Here is an 18865-nt window from a genome sequence, read left to right on the forward strand (position 1 = left end):
TTGGCGGCGCTAGTAGCGTCGTGCCGCAGCACGGTGCGCAACGCTCGAATAGCTTTGCGAAAAAAAAGACACGCCAGGCGTGTCCTCTTCGGGTTCATCATCAATGTGGGCCGAACTCAGGTAAGCATGAGCAGCCCGCCCGGCAAGCGGCGCGCGCGCAGATCAAACATCTGCTCCAACTGCGCCAGCGCGGAATCCAGGGATGCAATCAAAAAGCGGCCGCTGACAACACCGTTCTTTGCGCTGTCGTTCATCAACACGACGCGGCCAGACCGATAGCGGTTGATCTCGGCAATCACGTCGGACAGACGGGTTTCGTTGAACACCAGTTCGCCGCGCCGCCAGGCCGATACCGCCGCGGGTTCAATGCGCGCCACACTGCTCACCGCTGCGGCGTCATAAATCATTTGCTGGCGGGCTTGCAGCGCCCGGGCGCCGGCCGGGTGTTCGACACGCACGGCGCCTTCAATGCACGTGACGCAGACCTTGCCATCCAGATAGCGGACTTCAAACCGGCCGGCCTGGGCGATGCTGCTTCCCGCACCTGCCACCACCGTGAACTTGCGGCTGCCCGATGTCAGGTCAATCGCGGCCTCGCCGGCCAACAAGTCAATTCCCTGGGCGTCATCGGTCACCCGTTGACGGCGCAGGCTGGTTTCGGTGTTCATCGTGACCTGCACGTGATCCGCCAACGCCAAAGTGCGCTGTTCTCCAGTGCCGGTCCGGTCGTCGGCGCCCCACTCGCCGGGCGACGGCCACAACCGCGCTGGCGGGAACATCACCGCCACACCCGCTACTGCCGCTGCGCTGACCGCGGCGCCAAGAAAGGCGCGGCGAGCCGGACGCGCTGGCCGACGGATTTCCGCTGCATCGGGATGGGTGCGCAGATACTCACGCGCCACGGGCCCAAGCGCGTCCCAGCGCTGCTTGACCTGACCGAACGCCGCCTGATGCGCCGGACTGATCTGCAACCAACGCTGAAAACCGTCGGTGTCATACGCCGTGACCCGGGTCGACGTCAGCAGGCGCAACCAGACCCGCGCCTGGCTTTGCAGGTCATCGGGCGCGTTGTCGCGGTCGTCTACGGGCGTATTCATGGCGTCAGGCGGCAAGTTCCGGCAACTGCGCAGAGGCGGGCCGGATCAGGAGAGGGATAGTTGTAGTGTTCATTATTCAAGACGGTTGGCGGCGTGCAAAACCGCCACTATTTTTTGTAACGGCCCATTTGCTGGTCCATAAAGTCATGAGCGCGTCTTAATTCATGCTCCACCACGCTGACCGTCACGCCCAATCGTTTTGCCACTTCCTTCTGCTGTAGCTGCTCGAGCCGCACCATGATCAGGATCTGACGCCGGCGCGGCGGCAGGCGGTCCATCAAGGCCACCATCTGATCCAGATCGGACCGGATTTCAGCCGTTTGCGCGGGATTGGGCGCGGGGTCCGCCTGCTCCAGCAACGCGCTGACCTCATCAAACGACACCACGCGGCTTTGACGGCGCTGCATGTCCACGGCGATATTGACCGCCACCCGCACCAGATATCCGCCCGGGCTTTTGACGGGCCCCTCTTCTTCGCGGCCATGCAGGCGCAGCCAGGTGTCTTGAAGCGCGTCGCCCGCCAGATCGCCATTGCCCAGCACGCGCGTCAGCCGCCGCCTGAGATTGGCGTAGTGCTTGGTCAGGTAATCCGTCAACGACAAACGGGCGTCGTCATTCATCGCGCTGCGCCTCCGAGCCAAATCGCGGCGGATCGCAGCGCGGCCCGCCAGCGGTAGCGGCGGGCAATATCAGCATCGTCAACGGCTGGGCCATGGCAGCGGGCGGCGCCCGCCCCACCCGGGTCCGTTCCAAGCGCTCGCGCAGCGCCGCATCGCGCGCGCGGTCGCCGGACGAGGTCAGCAAGCGCACGTCGTGAACCCGAGCGCGCCCGTCCACCCGGAAACGCAGCAGTACGCGATAGCCGCCAGGGGCTGTCCGGGGGTCGGCGCACAAAGTCTGCCAAAGCCTTTCCTGCACCCAGGCGCCGTACTGGAAGTCGACGGCCCCATGATTCTGCGGACGCACCTCGGCCAACGTGTACGCATCGGCAGGCCCCCCAGCGGTACGCTCGGGTTTCAGCCCGGTGCCGTCGAGCAAGCGGCGCAAAGCGGCTTCCGGCGCATACCGCCCCTGCACTGCGGATGATCGCCGCCCGGTCACCAGCCCCGCTTGAAACAGAATCGGCCAGCCGGAAATCGCCGCGTAGCGGTCCAAGGCAGCGGCCAAGGCTTGAGCGGGGATATCGAAATCCAGCAGCGCGCCCGGCGGATGCGCCACGGCAGCAGCGGCCGTCGGCGCGTCCTTGGCGCCCCAAGCCGGCGCGGCCAACGCGCACGCGAGCCACAGCGCCCCGCGCCATGGGATCAAGCGCGGCGCGTGCGGACGCACCGGGCGGGATGTCCTGGGCGTCCTTCACGGCCGCGCGCATCCCCGTCTTTGCGGCGTTGCGGCAAAGACAGGGAGAGAAGGGCCGGAGAGGTCGACAAGGCATGCGCACCATGATGTAGACGCGCATGGTGGCAGCGGAAGGTTACGTAGCGGTTACATGACGCAAACGAAGACGGGCCGGCACCCGCAGCCGCACCGACGGCACCCACGATGCACGGTATCATCTGGCCTAGTCGCCCGGCCTGCATCAAACGCTCGGTACGAGCCATGCCATGCGCTGCCGCAAGCCGTTTTCCAGGCTCGACTTACTGGAAAACCGCAACACCAAACGATTTTTGAGAACGATGAAATTAGCCACTTGGAACGTGAACTCCCTGAACGTGCGCCTGCAACAGGTGCTGGACTGGCTGGCGGCCAATCCGGTTGACGTGCTGTGCATTCAAGAACTGAAACTCACGGACGACAAGTTCCCCGAGGCGGCCTTCAAAGAAGCCGGTTATCACGCCGTCTGGGCTGGCCAAAAGACCTATAACGGCGTCGCCATCGTTTCGCGTATGCCCGGCACGTCCATGGTCCGCAACATTCCCGGCTATGAAGACCCGCAGCAACGCGTCCTTGCCCTGACCTTCCCCAGCCCCGAAGGCGACGTGCGCGTGGTTTGCGCCTATTGCCCCAACGGGCAGTCGCTGGATTCGGACAAGTACGTCTACAAATTGGCTTGGTACGAGGCCATGCACAAATGGCTGGCCGAGGAAATCAAGCAGTATCCCCGGCTGGCCGTTCTGGGCGACTACAACATTGCCCCCGCCGACGAAGACGTGCACAACCCCGAGAAATGGGAAGGCCAGGTCCTGGTGTCCGAACCTGAACGCGCAGCCCTCCGCGCCCTGCTCGATCTGGGCCTGACCGATTCTTTCCGCCTGTTCGAGCAGCCGGAAAAGTCGTTTTCCTGGTGGGACTACCGGCAGTTCGCCTTCCGCCGCAATGCCGGTTTGCGCATCGACCACGTCCTGCTGTCCGCCCCGCTCGTCAAGCGCTGCGTGGCCTGCGTGATCGACAAAGAACCCCGCCGCAACGAGCAGCCCTCGGACCACGCGCCGGTAGTTGCCACCCTGGAATTTGCCTGAAAATTTTTGTGTGGCGCCGTGTTGCGCGGCGATTTAAAGTTCAGGTATAGTTTTGCACTTGCTTCATCGGGGCGGTAGCTCAGCTGGGAGAGCGTCGCGTTCGCAATGCGAAGGTCGGGAGTTCGATCCTCCTCCGCTCCACCAAGACAACGTCCAGCACAGTCCACGAAAGTATATGAACTCCTTGGAAATCAAGCCTCTAAGGGCATTGACTGTCTGACAGAGTTCCAGAAAGTATGTGGACATATACCGTCGCTCGACGGTATCTTCGACGGTATCTCACCAGACCCGGGCTTAAACCCCGTCAGATACCGTCATGCCCTTATCCGATACCGCCCTGCCGCCAGGCGAAGCCCGCTGACAAGCCTTACAAGCTTTCCGATGGTGGAGGCCTGTACCTGCTAATCAACAAGATTGGAAAGTACTGGCACTGGGACTATCGCCACACTGGCAAGCGAAAGACGTTGGCCGTCGGGGTCTACCCCGACACAGGGCTCGCCAAGGCCCGGGAGCGCCACCAGGACGCCGGCAAACTGCTGGCCGAGGGGATTTGACCCATCCGCCCAAAGGAAAGCCGACAAGCAGGCAACGGCCCTTGCTACGGCGCACTCCTTTGAGGCCATCGCGCGCGAGTGGTTTGCCAAGTAAGCGACACAATGGGCTGCAAGCCATTCCGACAAGGTCATTGCTCGACTTGAGCGCGACCTGTTTCCCTGGCTTGGACCCCGCCCCATTGTGGAGATCACGGCGCCAGAATTGCTCAAGTGTCTGACGCGAATAGAACAACGCGCGGCAATCGAAACCGCTCACCGCGCGCTACAGAACTTCGGCCAGGTAGCGCGCTACGCCGTGCAAACGGGTCGCGCCGAACGCGACGTTTCCCACGACTTGCGTGGTGCGCTCGCGCCGTGGCGTCCTGTGCAATACGCCCACGTCGTAGAACCTGAGAAAATCGCCATGCAGCTTCGTAAAATCCACGACTGCAACGGCACATTCCCCGTGATATGCGCATTGCGCTTGGTGCGGATGCTGTTCGCGCGCACTGGCGAATTGCGGCATATGCGTTGGGCTGACATCAACCTCGATGCCGGACAATGGTGCTATTCGGTTTCCAAAACTGGCAGACAGCACATCGCCTCTCTGTCATCCCAAGCGGTCGAAATTCTGCGCGAACTGCAACCGCTGACCGGGCATCACGAATATGTATTTCCTGGTAGCGGAACAGACCGCGACAAGCTCAAGCACGGGCTTGCCTGCCCCGGCCTGCTTCAAAAGCGATGATTTGGTTGTCCTTAAATCGTGAGGGCTTCATGCAGACGTTCCTAAGGCCCTTTTTTAGAAAATTCTACCTTCCACGGCTCTTACTATCCTGAGGGCATACCGTAGCACCTGACTCGACAAAAAAAGTGTGTGTGAAGGCCGCATCCAAGAGTCCCCACCTAACCATCCCTATGTGCACAATCCCTGCACACTTTTAGAAATATAAGCAGCCAGGACGACAGTTTTTCGCGCACATGGTCTCTATCAGTGCGAAAAACGATGCACCACCGTTGATAGCGGGCGCGGGCAAAACTTTTGAGACAAAGTTAAAGCCGAGACATCGGCGAACATGGGTGCGTCGGATCTGCCCTGCGGGGTATAGTCAGTCACAGTGAAGGCTAGGCGAGCTTAGTCGGCACAAAATGAAGCTAGTCCCTATCAAGAAAAGAGCTTCACATAAGATCAGTAGTACGAACCCGCAAGGCCGAGATCGAGGTACGACTAGTTGCAAACAACTGTAGCGCTGATCGGGAGCATTTACGGCAGTGGCAAAAAAAAATGTAAAACGACCACTGTCATGCCTCGGCTGACAGATCTACTCCACACTCTCAGAGTAGGTCGCAAAGCGCGGAAAATGAAAGACCGCTAATTCAGTAGAGACAAGACGGAGCGTCAGCCTAATAGCGTGCGGCCGCGCTGAAAGGCAATCATTCATTGATCGCCGTACTCTCGACCTTTGGGATACAGGAAAACCTCGCTAGTACGCTCGTACTGCAAACCGCAGATTCGATATCAAATTATCCGTATTCTAAAGGTATTACTCAATTCGCGCTGGGCGTGCTGCTTTTCTGACCACATCTGCGACGTGACTCGTCAGCCCAACATCTCCGATCAACAAAATACCCTCCGTTGGATCTAGAGAATTTAACATGCGCCGCAGTGATTCGAGACCATCCGCAATTGAGAATCTACGCCACACGTGCGGCTCGCCTGGAACAAGAACTTTGCTGAGACTCTGGGTGGCACCCCGATGTAACTGGACAATCCACGCCTGCATTCCGTCGTGTACCCATTCAAATCGAATTGGTCCGAGTCGGCTCACTGCACAATCAAATAATGCGACAACATCGTCGACAATTCGAGCCGGCAGAGTAGTACGAGGCGCAATCCCCCGCATCAGATCTTCACCCTCACCCTCTTTGCCTTCGATTACAGGTGTCCCATTTGCATCAATAATCAGGGCACCTGAGTATTTGGAAGGGACGGCCTGCTGCGCCAATACTGACGACAAATATTCTCCTGATGGATCTTCTTTGGCCATAAGGAGGAACGGATCAATCCAGCCATGATGAGTCGTGTATTTCCCCGGGACTTGCTCGCGAGGACACGTACGTATCCAAAACTCCGCACTGCCTGTATCCTTTCCGAAGACAAATGGTGCAATTCGCCTACCAATAACCATCGTTCTAGGGATCGGCAACTGTGCTTCATTTGCAATCATAAGGCCATAGGCCTTATCGCCAATCAAACGACTAAAGTGGTTGGGCCACACATTGGACGGGGAAATTTGCAAGACACCGACGCGTTCCAACTCCCATCCGAGGATGTGGGTATTTCGCCAACCGCGCGGCTTGGGATGAACACTAAATTCCAGTCGATAGTCGTCATTAATTTCACCATCCAACGCAACCCCATAAACAGTTTCAATAATGTTTGTCGCCCAAGCTCGAGGCAATGACGCCACCCCTGGTTTCTCCACGCAACGAGGAGTGTCGTCTGGCGCGAATTCCACCGTACCTCCCTGCATAACCCCTGAAACGCCACCATCGTGTATGTCGATGGTCTCGTTAATAATTACGTGAAAACCAGCAGTCAAAATGCGCTCCGCCACCGCGATCACTTCTTGCGCATTTTCTAATCCATAGACAAATTCGTGACTTCGCAGGTCATTTGGCTTAAAGCTTCGCACGTTGAGGGACGCTTCAGAACTACGAGCTAGCAACGATATAACAGCGTCGCCTAGATCTTTGAATTTGTGATTTGGCTCATATCCCAACACGCGCGCATATGCCTGTCGCACTCCTGTGCCCAAATCGGGAGAAAAACTGACAAACTGCGCCACGTTGACGAAGTTTGCGAGCTGATCCAAGGACTCATCTTTACGAAAAGAATACGAAGTTTGCTGCATAGTGCGATCCAATTAAATACGATGATTCCGGAGAACTTGAGCAAGTTGAATCAGTGGTGCCGCCCCCTCTGCGATTTGCTCAATTCGCGTCGCTGCGGCTGTAATCAAAGCTTCTCCTTGCTGCGACCCCACGCAATTTCCCAGCTCATCCAAGATCGGTAACCCCAAGCGACTCGCACATCGGAATTCCGTAGCACAGCCAACACTGAACTCCCAGCCCGAAACAAGCACTATCGTCGAAACGAACTTTTGAATGATTCGAAGCCAGAAAGATAAATACTCTTGTTGCGACCAATCCGGAACCGCAAGACTCGCGGGTTCTATCACTGGCACACTAGAGCGCTCACGAATGGCGGAAGCGACACGATGGATAGCTTTCTCATTAGGTTGGATCACATCGCTCGTCAAACGGAGCAGATACTCTTGCGACCCCATCACAAAATTCCGTCCTGTCGATGCATACCATGCGGAAAACCGATTACCGGTGGTAATTGGTCCACTGACGTAGGTTGCCTGTGAATTCGTGACAACGCATCCGACAGCCTGAAGCATCAGGCCCTGCTCGCGTGTGACACGCCGATCCTCATCAACAGTAATCATTCTCATTCACATAAAATTGCGCGAGCGTAGGACACCCTACACCCGACCCTTACAAAGCGACAGTTTACTCTCAAGAAGCTGTAACTTTTTGGCTCTAACGAACCTCAGCCACTTTCCTCAGGAGGACCGCAACTTTCTTTCGATAGCCGTCGTCCAGTTCCGACGCGTATGTCCTCACCCATCCTTCAGCGATCACCTCAGTGACCTCGTCCGCGCCCAGCGTTGCGATCGCACTTTTCACCGCCCGCATTTCAGTAGACGTTAGGCCTGTAGTCGTGTCGCGGCCGTGCGCCGTCGAATCTTCGGGCGCGCACAGCTGCCCGCCGCCTGCGTACGCTTCGCAATGCAGTGCTAGTAGACAGAAAAACTCTTGCATCGGCGTTTTACGAGGGTCCGTCTTCCCGACAAACCGACTGGAATACGCTTCAATCGATGTCGTCCGCGCCCTTTCCCTAAGGGTCTTATCCAACATGTCGACCAACTGCTCAACCTGCTCAACTCGAATTCCTGCAATCGTCGCCTTTAGGTCCGTATAACCAAGGAAAAGGGATGCCCTGATTAGGTCGGATCTCCGCGCCTCAATATCGGATTTAATTTTTTCTAAATTCGTGCTGAAATTATCCACCTTTGATAGGAAACTGTGTATTAGCGCGATGCGCTTCTCACCATCCGGAGGCAGAACTAGATATTTTTCGTCAATGCGTCCAGTCCGCTTAATCGCAGAATCGATGCGATCCTCGTAATTTGTCGCGACGATAAAAAATGCCCGCTCTTTTCGACGAAGATCGTTCAATTTGGTTAACATCCCCGGAGTCATAAATTGAAATACCGTGTCCTGAGTTGCGTAAATATTCGAATCCCGATCCAATAAAAAATGATCGATTTCATCAAACAAAATAACGCACTCCGGCTGTGCCATGAGTGCCGTAAAAATGTGTTTAGCCCTAGCTTCAACTTGGATTCCGCCGGATGCTAGAAAATCACTAACCGTAATTGTAATTAAACGACGACCTAGCGCCTTTGCCACACTTTCAGCAACGGTCGTTTTCCCCGTCCCGGGAGGACCGTATAAAAGCATTGAAAACTTGTTTATACTGTTCCTCGATGATTGCGATTCGACAAAAGACTCCCCAATCCTTTCGTAAATTTTAAGCGGCTCACCGAGTCCACTGACGGGCTCGTTATTTTTAATTTCAGACCAATTGGCCGTTTTCAAAACCTCGTGAGTAAATCTTGAGAGAACAAGCGTCTTTCGAGCCACGTGGCGATGCAACGAATTGCGGAATGCCAGCATAAAATCCATAACTTGGCTTGTTTCCCATAGGTGAACGACATTCGGTGTGTTGACGTGTTCGGAATGCCACCCGACCATTTCCCCATCACCGCCGTCAGGCGCCGCCACCCGCACAGCACGTGCTCTTAACCATTGCCAATAGCGCCGTAAGAGACCCATGCATTTTGAACCGTAAGTATCATAAATTTCTTCAGCGTCAAATATCTCGCATGCACGCATAAGAGAATTTGCAATCTCGACACTTACAGGAAACAAAACCAAGCCTTGCATGGTCGACATGAACGGCTTGACAGGCCGCCAGTATGCACTTTCATGCTGAGTGTCTTTCAATACTGAAAGTACGCGATCGAAAACTGTCCGATCGACCGAACTGCGACGAGAAATCAGCATCCCCTCAAGACAAAACATCAATTCAGCTGGGTCGAAGCGGCTATCCGGTATTGAGCTAAACGAAAGTTGCTCATGAAGCGTTGTTTCGAAAAATTTGTGAGATTCCTCAAAAAAAGCAACCAGCTCCTCACTATTTTGCGTGCTGCCAATTGGTCCACTCAGGCGCCTAATAATCTGCACTAGACGGAGCACAGGAAATGCGTGATTAACCGAAATACCACCCGCGGGCTTAAATAAAACCTTGGGAGTTCTGGCTTTTACCCATGCTTTTGCTTTATTCAGCGCGCATTCCTTAACCTTTACTGCAATGTCTGCCCATCTATTACTAAAGTCATTCGATGAGGTAGCGCCCCCCCCCCTACATGCCCCGAATTCTGTCCAATTTGCCTGGCTTATTTCAGCCAACCATGCCAGAGTAAATACATCATCATTGCCATATGTGGCTGAATGCGTTACACCTTTATGATTTTTCTTCTCAATATTATGGAGCAAGGCGCCGCAGGCCTTAAAAATACGGTCCATCAATGAGTTATCTGTCTCACCTTTTTTTTTCGCCAAGAGAATATCAGACGAACTATCTATTTTAAATATATTAGCTTTTGAAGAAATTGCCAGATTTTTATCGCCGGAATCACTGAAAAATCCACCGAAACGCAATAAGGCATTAATAATCATGGCGGTAGTGCTTTGGGACAAGCTCTTCGGCGCGCTGCCCTCACCATCACTTAACTGATACGGCCATGCATGGTCGTCGCTAAAAGTTACTTTGTATATTTTCGCTACAGACACAAGCATGGTCTCGATATCCGCAAGATCTCGCGAATCAACTGGGTACTCTTCAGTCAGGTATGTTTCCAATGTGGTCATTTTCGCCCTCCGTTGTTGTTTAAGTTTTCCATTGTAACGGCACTGTTACTGCAAAACGCGTCCTCGACCAATTCTCAGCATCTGGCGGGCTACTCAAAGGAGATTATCCTTCCGCAGCCTCAGCGGAACGAAGAGGTGTGGGCACCGTCAAGTGATGTAGCAGCGCCACAAACTGAGACGACCTGTTGTGAGGCAATATGGAGGATAGTCGGCCCCGCTCGAACCATTCAATCTTGGCAATGCACGTTCAAACTGGAAATGGGGCTGCGAGGATGAAAGACATGCAGCCGCTGGTGCATCACTCTGGCCGAGACCTCCAATCTTGCTTAAACCCCAATCGACAGTTACAGCGGGCTATGGCGTACGCTGCTCCGAGAGCGACGGTTCTGAGCTGCCTTGGCCGAGCGCGTCAACCGCGTCCTGAAGGGCGCGCTGCTGCCGCAACGTCCTGCCAATATCAACCAAGACAAGGCTGAGGTTCAAGATGTCCGTCCAAATACAGGTAATACCTACGGCCAATGATCCGTCCTACCTGTCAACCTATCGCAGGTCGGATCAAACGAACCCGAACCGACCCCGCCCTTAAACCGCTTCCTTATCCAGACGGCGCACCGCAGCGCCCAGCGTGGCGAAGTCAAAGTCTTTGCGCCCGCGCCGCAGCGTACGCATCAGCACCGTCGTCACGACCGGCACAAACGCCGCCAAGAGGAACGACTCCAACAAGAAGGTCGGCTTGTCGCCCGGCGCCGGGAAGAAATACAGGCCTGCAATCAGGCCCGTGATCGTCGCGGTCGTGGCCGTCACGCCATCATGTTTGCGGCTGAACAGTCCGTAGAACACCGGAAATGCGGCAGCGGAGCACAGCAGGTCGGCCAGCAGGAACAGGTACAGCACGCTGTAGCCTTGCGATGCCACGATCATGACCGGGATGGCCATCAGCAACACCGCCCACCGGGCCACGCGCTTCATGTCCAGGCCGGTGGCATTGGGCATCAGGCGGCGCATATCGACCGCAACGATGCTGGACACGGCGCTGATCGCCGTGTCGGCGGTACTCATGACCAATGACAGTCCCAGCGGAATCAGGGCGATCACGAACCAGGCGGGCGCGTGCGGCATGATGATGCTGAACAACGCAATGGAGCTGTCGCCTTCTGGCGCCAGCCCGACAAAAGCCAGGCCGAACAGTCCCATCAAAAAGATGAAGGGCGCGGCCAGAATGCCGCCCAGCAGAAAGCCGTTGCGCATGGAGCGCGCGTCCTTCGCCGCATAGATGCGCTGCCAGTTGCCCTGGTGAAAAATGCCGGTCAGCAAGATCGCCACAAAGAAGGTCAGCCCCGCCTTCACGCCTACCGGATCAGTCAGGTCCAGCAGTTGCGGCGCTTTGGCTTGCAGCGCTTCGATCGTGGGCATGACGCCGCCCGCAGCCTGCCAGCCCACAAAGCAAAGCACCAGCAACAAGGGCACGATCACCATCATCTGCACCTGGTCGGTAAAGATCGACGAACGCAGCCCCCCGTAGGTGGTGTAGAGCAAGGTCGTGCCCATCACAATGGCAGCAGTGGCCCACAGCGGCACGGGTGCCAGCATGGTGACCAGTTTGGCGATGGCCGTGACTTCGGCCGACAAGGCGATGAACAGATAAAACAACATGATGAAAAGCGCCAGCCCGTACATGGGCCGGCCGTAGCGCGCCATCAGAAATTCCGTCAGCGTGTGTCCGTGCGGGATCAGTTCGCGCATGCGGCGTCCCAGCGGAATCATCACCAGCCGCGGTGACATCGAACCCAGCGCATAACCGATCACCGCCGCAAGGCCGCCCCAGGTTGCGGCTTGCGCCGGCGAAAACAAAATCCAGGCGCCCAGCGTGGACGCCATCAGCGTCAGGATCGTGCCAAAAGACCCCTGGCTGTTGCGGGCCACGATGTAGTCTTCCAGCGAACCGCGCTTGCGGCGCGTGTACAGCACGCTGGCCACGGCAAAGCCGCCTGAAAACAGCAGCAGCCACATCAAGGCGGTAGATTGAGTCAACATGCAGATCGGTCCTCCCGCTGCCGGCGGCTTGCCGGACGCGCAACGCAGCGGACCATCCAGAAATGGGTGGCCGCAAGATGGATGGAAATCCAGGGAGGGCGCGCGAGTCGTGCGATGTCCTTCCCTTCGCCGGCATTACCCGGATCAGGTTCAAAGGGTTACCGCGACCAACGCGGAATCTCAGCCCAAACAGGGCTCCCCCAGGAATTGCCGCAAGGTTATGAGAGCAGCGCGCTGATGTCAACGCATGGATTTATGCTAAGTTCGCCCGCTTGCGGCGCCCGTTCCTTCTGTCCGCTGATGAATTCGACGAGTCCGATCATGCCTATTGCAAAGCCCGCCCCCGCCTTGAACGAACAACTGGTTATTGTCACGGGCGGCGCCCGGGGCTTGGGCGCGCATATCGCGCGCGCCTTCCTGCGCGAAGGCGCGCGCGTCGTCATCAACTACCTGAACAGCGCGGCAGCCGCCCAGACGCTGGCCGAATCCGCGCCCGGCCGCGCGCTCGCCATCCAGGCCGACGTGCGCGATGCGCAGGCGGTGCACGCCATGGTGGCGCAGGCTGAAAGCCATTTCGGCATGGCCGTTACAACCATCGTGAACAACGCGCTGCCCGCCTTCCAGTTCAACGGCGACGCCCGTCCGCATGCCGACACGCTGACGTGGGAAAACCTGAATCAGCAAATCGAAGGCAGCGTGCGCGGCGCGCTGAACACCACGCAGGCAGCGCTTCCCGGCATGCGTAAAACGGGGGCCGGCCGCATCATCAATATCGGCACCAACCTGGTCCAGAACCCGGTTGTGCCGTACCACGATTACACCGCCGCCAAGGCCGCCCTGCTGTCCTTTACGCGTACCCTGTCGCAGGATCTGGGCCCCGACGGCATCACCGTCAACATGGTGTCGGGCGGTTTGCTGCGTACGACCGATGCGTCCGCGGCCACGCCCGAAGCGGTGTTTGATTTCATTGCGGCCAGCACTCCGCTGCGCAGCGTCACGACCCCCGAACAATTCGCCGATGCGGTGCTGTTCTTTGCCAGCCCGTGGTCGCGCAGCGTGACGGGTCAGAATCTGGTCGTGGACGGCGGCCTCGTCAAGAACTGATGACCATGCTGCACCTGAACCTGTTTATCTTCGGCTGCGGCCATCACCGCGCAGCCTGGCGCCATCCTGACTCGTCGGCTGAACGCCTGGGCGACATCCGCTATTACGAAGAGCTGGCCCGCACCGCCGAACGCGGCAAGCTGGACGCCATCTTCTTTGCCGATGGCGCATCCATCGACAGCATCGGCGACGGACCGCGCTGGTATCTGGAACCGCTGACCACCATGGCGGCGATTGCTCGCGCCACGAGCCACATCGGCCTGATCAGCACCGTGTCCAGCACCTTCTTCACGCCCTTTCACGCGGCTCGCATGGTCGCGTCGCTGGACCATATTTCGGGCGGACGCATGGGCTGGAATGTGGTGACATCCATGTTCGATGCCGAAGCGCGCAATCATGGTTTTGACGCCATGCCCGGACACGACTGGCGCTACTCGCGCGCGGAAGAGTTTGTGGATGTTGCGTTAAAGCTGTTCGACTCCTGGGAAGATGACGCGCTTGTCATCGACCGCAACGGTCTCTATGGCGAGCCGTCCCGCGTGCACAAGATCGACCACCATGGCGAACACTTTCTGGTCGATGGCCCCTTGACCGTGCCCCGCCCGCCGCAAGGTCATCCGGTGCTGTTCCAGGCTGGCGCGTCCGACCAAGGCCGAGATCTGGCGGCGCGGCGCGCGGAAGCCATTTATGCCGTGGCCTACGACCTGCCGGCCGCCCAAGTCTATTACCGCGACATCAAGCAGCGCGTACGCGCAGCGGGCCGCGATGCCTTCGTGCCGATCATGCCAGGGCTGGTCACCTTTGTGGGATCGACCGAAGCCGAAGCCCGGGCCAAGCAGCGCGAGCTTGACGTACTGCTGCCCAGCGACGCATCGCTGCGCCAGTTGGGGACGTTTGTGTTACAGGACTGCTCGGCGTGGGAGCTGGACGCGCCCGTGCCGGCGCTGCCGCCGCTCTCTGAATTCAAAGGCCCGCAAGGCCGCTACGCCACCATTTTGCGCATTATCGAAACAGAACAACCCACAGTGCGCCAACTGCTAGGCCGTCTGGCGGCAGGCGGCGGCCATTGCACGATGGTTGGCACGCCCGAGCACATCGCGGATCAGATGGAACACTGGTTCAGAAACGAAGGGGCTGACGGCTTCAACCTGATGCCGCCGTCTTTGCCGGGCGGCATCGACGATTTTGTCGAGCAGGTGATTCCGATCCTGCAACGCCGCGGTCTGTTTCGCACCGGCTACGAGCACAGCACCTTGCGCGGGCACCTGGGTCTGCAACGTCCAAGTCGCTGACGCGCTCTCGCCAGCCGCCGAAGCATCCACAGCGCATCTGCCTGCCGGCATGATGCGCTGTTTTACATTGCGCGCAAAATGCACGCAGGTCAGTGCAATTGTTGCCAATTCAGCAATAGACCGACCCTTTCTGTCCGGTATTTCAATCTGCGCACCGCCCATAGAATCGTCGGGCGGCGACGCGGGGCCGGGTCCATGCGTTGCGTCCGCGATGTCTTGGTCATATCCCTGGTTTTTGAATGCAACCCTTTCTGGATTTTCTCGCGCACAGCCTTTTCCATTTCAGTGTCTGGCAGATCGTGCTGATTACGCTTGTTGCCACCCACATCACGATTGCGGGGACCACGCTGTATCTGCACCGCAGCCAGACGCATCGCGGCGTGGATTTTCACCCTGTCATCGCGCATTTTTTCCGCTTCTGGCTGTGGCTGACGAGTGGCATGAAAACGCGCGAATGGGTGGCGGTGCATCGCAAGCATCACGCCAAATGCGAACGCGAAGGCGATCCCCATTCCCCTGCGGTCTACGGCGTGATGCGCGTGTTCCTGCGCGGCGCGGACCTCTACCGTGTTGAAGCATCGTTGGCCTCTACGCTGGAACGCTATGGCCGGGGTACTCCTGATGACTGGCTTGAGCGCAACGTCTACACGCCTCGCAGCACCTGGGGCATTCTGCTCATGCTTGCCGTGGACCTTCTGGCGTTTGGCGCGCTGGGCCTGACCGTATGGGCCATACAGATGGCGTGGATTCCGTTCTGGGCGGCGGGTGTCGTCAATGGTCTGGGGCACTTTGTGGGATATCGGAATTTTTCCAGTCCCGATGCCAGCACCAACCTGTTTCCCTTTGGCCTGGTGATCGGCGGAGAGGAGCTGCACAACAATCATCACGCGCATGCCACGTCGGCCAAGTTCTCCAGCAAATGGTACGAGTTCGACATGGGCTGGCTGTACATCCGGGTGTTGCAGCTGCTGGGCCTGGCAAAAGTGCGGCGCATCGCGCCCAAGCGTGTCTTGCGAGCCCGGTCACAATCGGCAGAACCCGCAGACCTGAGCACATTGGAAGCCGTGCTGACGCATCGCTACGAAGTCATGCGCCGTTTTGGCGCGCTGCTAAAACAGACGGCTTTGCGCGAGCTGCGTGATCGAAAACCGGTCGAAAAGCGGTCGATGCTGCGGTGGCGGCGGTCGGTGCTGAGAAAATTCCTGCTGCGCCAAGATGTGCTGCTGAACGAAGCTCAGCGTAGCGAATTGCGCTCCGCGTTACACGGCATGGATCAGTTGCAGCATTTGGTGGGCATGCGCCAGGCGCTGGCGCGTGTATGGGAAAGCTCATCCGAAAGCAGCGAACAGCTTTTGCTGCAATTACGCGCCTGGATAGCGCAGGCTAGCGTCAGTGGCATCAGTGGTTTGTCACGCTTTGCGCGTGAACTGGTGCGTTACGCGTAGAAGACTTGCAAGCGGACGCTGCTTTAAATGCACGAAGATGCTTTGCAGCGAACGGTTGATTGGGTAGGCCTACCCCGCCAGGGTAGCGGGTTCCTGATGCTTGGCTGGCAATGCCTGCTGGGCCGCCAGCGCGTTGCGCTTTCGGGTGGCGAGCCAGTCGTACAGGATGACGCCCGGAAGGCGTATAACGGCGGCAGCGGCGCCTGCGATAACGATGGCAATAATACTTACAGTCAACCAGGACACCTTAGCGTCCCTCCTTCAGAACCGCCCGAAACAGTTGCCGGACTACAACTTGGCGGTGGCATAGCCACTCGCGGCACAAAAGTGTAATGTACTCTACATTACAGAATCGCATCACGGGATATTCGTCCCACATTGCCCCTCGGAAACCGGGAGAAATAAGTGATGGCCGAAACCAATGATGGCGCTATTACTCGACCCCTGACCAGCAAGGGCGAATCGCGGCGGCTGCGCCTGCTTGAAGCTGCCTCGCAGTTGTTGCTAGACCTTGGCTATGCGCAAACCTCCATCCAGCGCGTCGTGCAGTTGGCGGGGGGCTCGGCAGCCACTGCTTATCAACTGTTTGGCAATAAAGAGGGAATGCTGGCGGCCGTGTTGCAATTCGAGCTGGACAGAATGCGGGCGGCGGTGTTCCCGGATGCCCTCGCCAAGCAACCGGCTGGTCCTGCGTTACACGACCTGGCTGTGCGCCTGCTGACCTATGCCGTCCAGCCCAAATCCGCTGCGTTGCACCGCTTACTGATCTCTGAATGCCACCGCATGCCTCAATTGGCCGCGTCGTTGCAGCTTGCCGTGGACCGGCAAGTCCACGCGCCATTGGAGCAGTGCCTACAGTTGGCCTGTGAACGTGGCGAGCTGAAAATCGACAATCCACGCCAAGCTGCCCTGATCCTGGGCAACATGATCAACGGCATCGCGTTTCACGCACGTTTGGTTGGCGGTTACGCCGAGGGCCCGCATGCCGACCATCTGGTCACCTGCCATTACGGCGTGGACACTCTGCTGCACGCCTACCGCGTATAAACGCCATGTAATAGCCACTAAAGGCTAATGCTGGCGAATGCGTCGGGAAAAATCGATGGCATCTGCGCCCGGCGCATCGAGTTTCCCGATATACGCCCGCTCCCGCAGCACATCCAATGGCTGACTCGCGTCCAGCCCCCCTTGTTCGTACAAGTATTCAGGCAAATACCCCGACAGCAAAATCCGGCGGTCTAGTGGCAGACCAGGCACGATGGCGCGCACCATCTGGTAGACGAGTGTGGTGCAGTTGGCGGTAACGGTGTGATAGAAGCGCGGTTTTTCGATCAGCGCATTCGCCGTGTTCAGGTAAGACAAAAACAGCTCACGCATGGCAGGCGCCGGCATGCGGACCGGATACAGATAAACGCTTTCACCGCGAGGCCCTGCTCGTACATACAGAATATCTCGCTCTTCGGCCGCCACGACACTTAGCTCGAACTGTTTGAAAAAGCCGCCTATTTCGGAGAATTGCTCGCCGCGTTCTTTGCGGATCTCTACTGAAAACACCACATGGCGTCCGTCGGAAAAACCGAAGGATACGAGCGTGTGTGCAATGGCCGGCCCGGCCCAGTACGACAGCGCCATGTCCACAGAGGTCAATTGATCCAGATCGTATTGACGGGTTTCCCAGCGCGGGGTGTAGTCGGTGTCAGACCGCCAGTCAAAATTTCGGACATTCTCCAGCGTGACAATGGAACCCTGCGCGGACCCGTGCAGCATCTTTGCCACATCGTCAGCCCAAATTCGATCGTTGGATGGCATCAAGGTCTGCCACCAGCCTGCCAGCAGCACCAGACCGATCAAATAGGCCCAGGCAGCTCGCGAGCGAAATGTTTGCCCCCGCCGCCATACTGCCGCCCCAGCGCCCAAGCACAAGACTAGCCAGACCAGCGCCAGCCCCCCCTTGCCCCACGTGCCGCCCGGGGCTTGGTAACCCAGCGCCAGTCCCCCCAACAATGCAGACAGAATCAGCAGCAGGCTGATGACGACGCGGCCAGCAATCACAAGGCCGCAGCGCATGCGGGATTGCCCGCCTGGCCTAGCCACCGGCATGCTGCCTCACGATTTCCAGCACCCCGTTGATGACGAACTGCACACCCATGCACACCAAAAGAAAACCCATGACCCGTGAGATCGCCTCGACACCGCTTTCACCGATTACCTTCACGATACGACCCGCCGAGCGCAGGCAAATCCAGAAGAACAGGCCCAGCAACGTAAACACGATGACTGGCGTCACGGCCACCACCCAGCCGGCATAGTCGGGGGCAATGGCGCCATCCACGGACGCGGCCCCGCTGATGATCATGGCAATCGTGCCAGGCCCCGCCGTGCCGGGCAGCGCCAAGGGCACAAACGCAATATTGGGAGTCTGCCGTTTGGTGGCATCCGCCGCCGCCTCCGTTTCCAGCATGCGCGGCTCGGCCGGAGGAAACAGCATGCTGAAGCCAATACTGACCACAATCAAACCACCCGCAATACGCAACCCCGGTATGGAGATACCAAAGGTGTGCATAATCCACGCGCCCGCGTAGTAGGTCACCACCATGATGCCGACGACGTAGAAGGCCGCCTGGGTCACCTGCCGTTCGCGCTCTTTATAGGGGATCTGATGCCCAAGGGACAGCAGCAAGGTCATGGAAGTCAGCGGATTGGCCAGCGGCAGCATCAGCGCGAGGCCGAGGCTGACCAGCTTGCCCAGTTGAAACAGGTCTTGGATCATGGTCGATGAACGAATAATGGGCACTGCCAGCAGCCTGCGGCAAACCCGGATCAGCGGATTAATCGTGC

At 57.9% G+C, this 18865-nt stretch carries 18 protein-coding genes, 1 tRNA gene, 1 pseudogene and 1 riboswitch; of the genes and pseudogenes, 10 read left to right on the plus strand and 10 right to left on the minus strand.

Annotated elements, in window-relative coordinates; genetic code table 11:
* Positions 1–116 precede the first annotated feature (116 nt).
* The 3 genes from RAS12_RS10180 to RAS12_RS10190 all read right to left on the minus strand — a co-directional run bounded on the left by RAS12_RS10180 (position 117) and on the right by RAS12_RS10190 (position 2426).
* The gene (locus tag RAS12_RS10180; RefSeq protein WP_306947906.1) at positions 117–1097 is read right to left on the minus strand and encodes a FecR family protein; all 981 of its coding nucleotides are present in this window, start codon (positions 1095–1097) and stop codon (positions 117–119) included.
* Positions 1098–1204: 107 nt separating this feature from the next.
* Positions 1205–1717, minus strand: a complete 513-nt coding sequence (locus RAS12_RS10185; RefSeq protein WP_306947907.1) for an RNA polymerase sigma factor — start codon at positions 1715–1717, stop codon at positions 1205–1207.
* Positions 1710–2426, minus strand: coding sequence for a secretin and TonB N-terminal domain-containing protein (locus RAS12_RS10190; protein ID WP_306947909.1), 717 nt, complete (start codon positions 2424–2426; stop codon positions 1710–1712). Before RAS12_RS10190 ends, RAS12_RS10185 begins: the two co-directional genes overlap by 8 nt.
* A gap of 344 nt (positions 2427–2770) precedes the next feature.
* On the opposite strand from RAS12_RS10190, the gene xth reads away from it, so the two are divergent.
* The 5 genes and pseudogenes from xth (at position 2771) to RAS12_RS10205 (ending at position 4834) form a co-directional block, all read left to right on the plus strand.
* Positions 2771–3553: an exodeoxyribonuclease III gene (xth, locus tag RAS12_RS10195; RefSeq protein ID WP_306947911.1), complete on the plus strand. Its 783-nt coding sequence runs from the start codon at positions 2771–2773 to the stop codon at positions 3551–3553.
* Between the two features lie 68 nt (positions 3554–3621).
* Positions 3622–3697: transfer RNA gene (locus tag RAS12_RS10200), tRNA-Ala, on the plus strand.
* A gap of 92 nt (positions 3698–3789) precedes the next feature.
* Complete coding sequence (locus tag RAS12_RS31040) at positions 3790–4107, plus strand: Arm DNA-binding domain-containing protein (RefSeq protein ID WP_371321267.1); 318 nt, start codon at positions 3790–3792, stop codon at positions 4105–4107.
* 109 nt (positions 4108–4216) lie between these two features.
* A pseudogene (locus tag RAS12_RS31045) lies at positions 4217–4441 on the plus strand (phage integrase central domain-containing protein); the annotation flags it as partial.
* 69 nt (positions 4442–4510) lie between these two features.
* The gene (locus tag RAS12_RS10205; RefSeq protein WP_503366823.1) at positions 4511–4834 is read left to right on the plus strand and encodes a tyrosine-type recombinase/integrase; all 324 of its coding nucleotides are present in this window, start codon (positions 4511–4513) and stop codon (positions 4832–4834) included.
* Positions 4835–5630: 796 nt separating this feature from the next.
* On the opposite strand, the gene RAS12_RS10210 is transcribed toward RAS12_RS10205, so the two are convergent.
* The 3 genes from RAS12_RS10210 to RAS12_RS10220 all read right to left on the minus strand — a co-directional run bounded on the left by RAS12_RS10210 (position 5631) and on the right by RAS12_RS10220 (position 10152).
* Positions 5631–7001, minus strand: a complete 1371-nt coding sequence (locus tag RAS12_RS10210; RefSeq protein WP_306947914.1) for a hypothetical protein — start codon at positions 6999–7001, stop codon at positions 5631–5633.
* 12 nt (positions 7002–7013) lie between these two features.
* Positions 7014–7607: a DUF4406 domain-containing protein gene (locus RAS12_RS10215; protein WP_306947917.1), complete on the minus strand. Its 594-nt coding sequence runs from the start codon at positions 7605–7607 to the stop codon at positions 7014–7016.
* An 88-nt stretch (positions 7608–7695) separates the two neighbouring features.
* Positions 7696–10152: an ATP-binding protein gene (locus tag RAS12_RS10220; RefSeq protein ID WP_306947919.1), complete on the minus strand. Its 2457-nt coding sequence runs from the start codon at positions 10150–10152 to the stop codon at positions 7696–7698.
* Between the two features lie 396 nt (positions 10153–10548).
* Between RAS12_RS10220 and RAS12_RS10225 the strand changes: the two genes are divergently transcribed.
* On the plus strand, positions 10549–10674 hold the full coding sequence (locus tag RAS12_RS10225) for a hypothetical protein (RefSeq protein WP_306947920.1): 126 nt from the start codon (positions 10549–10551) through the stop codon (positions 10672–10674).
* Between the two features lie 60 nt (positions 10675–10734).
* On the opposite strand, the gene RAS12_RS10230 is transcribed toward RAS12_RS10225, so the two are convergent.
* Complete coding sequence (locus RAS12_RS10230; protein ID WP_306947922.1) at positions 10735–12186, minus strand: sodium:solute symporter family protein; 1452 nt, start codon at positions 12184–12186, stop codon at positions 10735–10737.
* 104 nt (positions 12187–12290) lie between these two features.
* Positions 12291–12398: riboswitch (TPP riboswitch) on the minus strand.
* A gap of 109 nt (positions 12399–12507) precedes the next feature.
* On the opposite strand from RAS12_RS10230, the gene RAS12_RS10235 reads away from it, so the two are divergent.
* The 3 genes from RAS12_RS10235 to RAS12_RS10245 all read left to right on the plus strand — a co-directional run bounded on the left by RAS12_RS10235 (position 12508) and on the right by RAS12_RS10245 (position 16027).
* Complete coding sequence (locus tag RAS12_RS10235) at positions 12508–13290, plus strand: 3-oxoacyl-ACP reductase (RefSeq protein WP_306947924.1); 783 nt, start codon at positions 12508–12510, stop codon at positions 13288–13290.
* A 5-nt stretch (positions 13291–13295) separates the two neighbouring features.
* A complete protein-coding gene (locus RAS12_RS10240) occupies positions 13296–14582 on the plus strand; it encodes an LLM class flavin-dependent oxidoreductase (RefSeq protein WP_306951398.1) in 1287 nt (428 codons plus the stop codon).
* 239 nt (positions 14583–14821) lie between these two features.
* A complete protein-coding gene (locus RAS12_RS10245) occupies positions 14822–16027 on the plus strand; it encodes a DesA family fatty acid desaturase (protein ID WP_306947926.1) in 1206 nt (401 codons plus the stop codon).
* A gap of 69 nt (positions 16028–16096) precedes the next feature.
* On the opposite strand, the gene RAS12_RS10250 is transcribed toward RAS12_RS10245, so the two are convergent.
* Entirely contained in the window at positions 16097–16273 is a 177-nt protein-coding gene (locus tag RAS12_RS10250; RefSeq protein WP_306947928.1) for a hypothetical protein, read from the minus strand.
* A 162-nt stretch (positions 16274–16435) separates the two neighbouring features.
* On the opposite strand from RAS12_RS10250, the gene RAS12_RS10255 reads away from it, so the two are divergent.
* Complete coding sequence (locus RAS12_RS10255) at positions 16436–17074, plus strand: TetR/AcrR family transcriptional regulator (protein ID WP_306947930.1); 639 nt, start codon at positions 16436–16438, stop codon at positions 17072–17074.
* Between the two features lie 24 nt (positions 17075–17098).
* Here RAS12_RS10255 and RAS12_RS10260 read toward each other — a convergent pair whose 3' ends face one another.
* On the minus strand, positions 17099–18094 hold the full coding sequence (locus tag RAS12_RS10260; RefSeq protein ID WP_306947933.1) for an Lnb N-terminal periplasmic domain-containing protein: 996 nt from the start codon (positions 18092–18094) through the stop codon (positions 17099–17101).
* 19 nt (positions 18095–18113) lie between these two features.
* Complete coding sequence (locus RAS12_RS10265) at positions 18114–18797, minus strand: MarC family NAAT transporter (RefSeq protein WP_306947935.1); 684 nt, start codon at positions 18795–18797, stop codon at positions 18114–18116.
* Positions 18798–18865 lie beyond the last annotated feature (68 nt).

Source organism: Achromobacter seleniivolatilans, assembly GCF_030864005.1.
Taxonomy (GTDB): domain Bacteria; phylum Pseudomonadota; class Gammaproteobacteria; order Burkholderiales; family Burkholderiaceae_B; genus Achromobacter; species Achromobacter seleniivolatilans.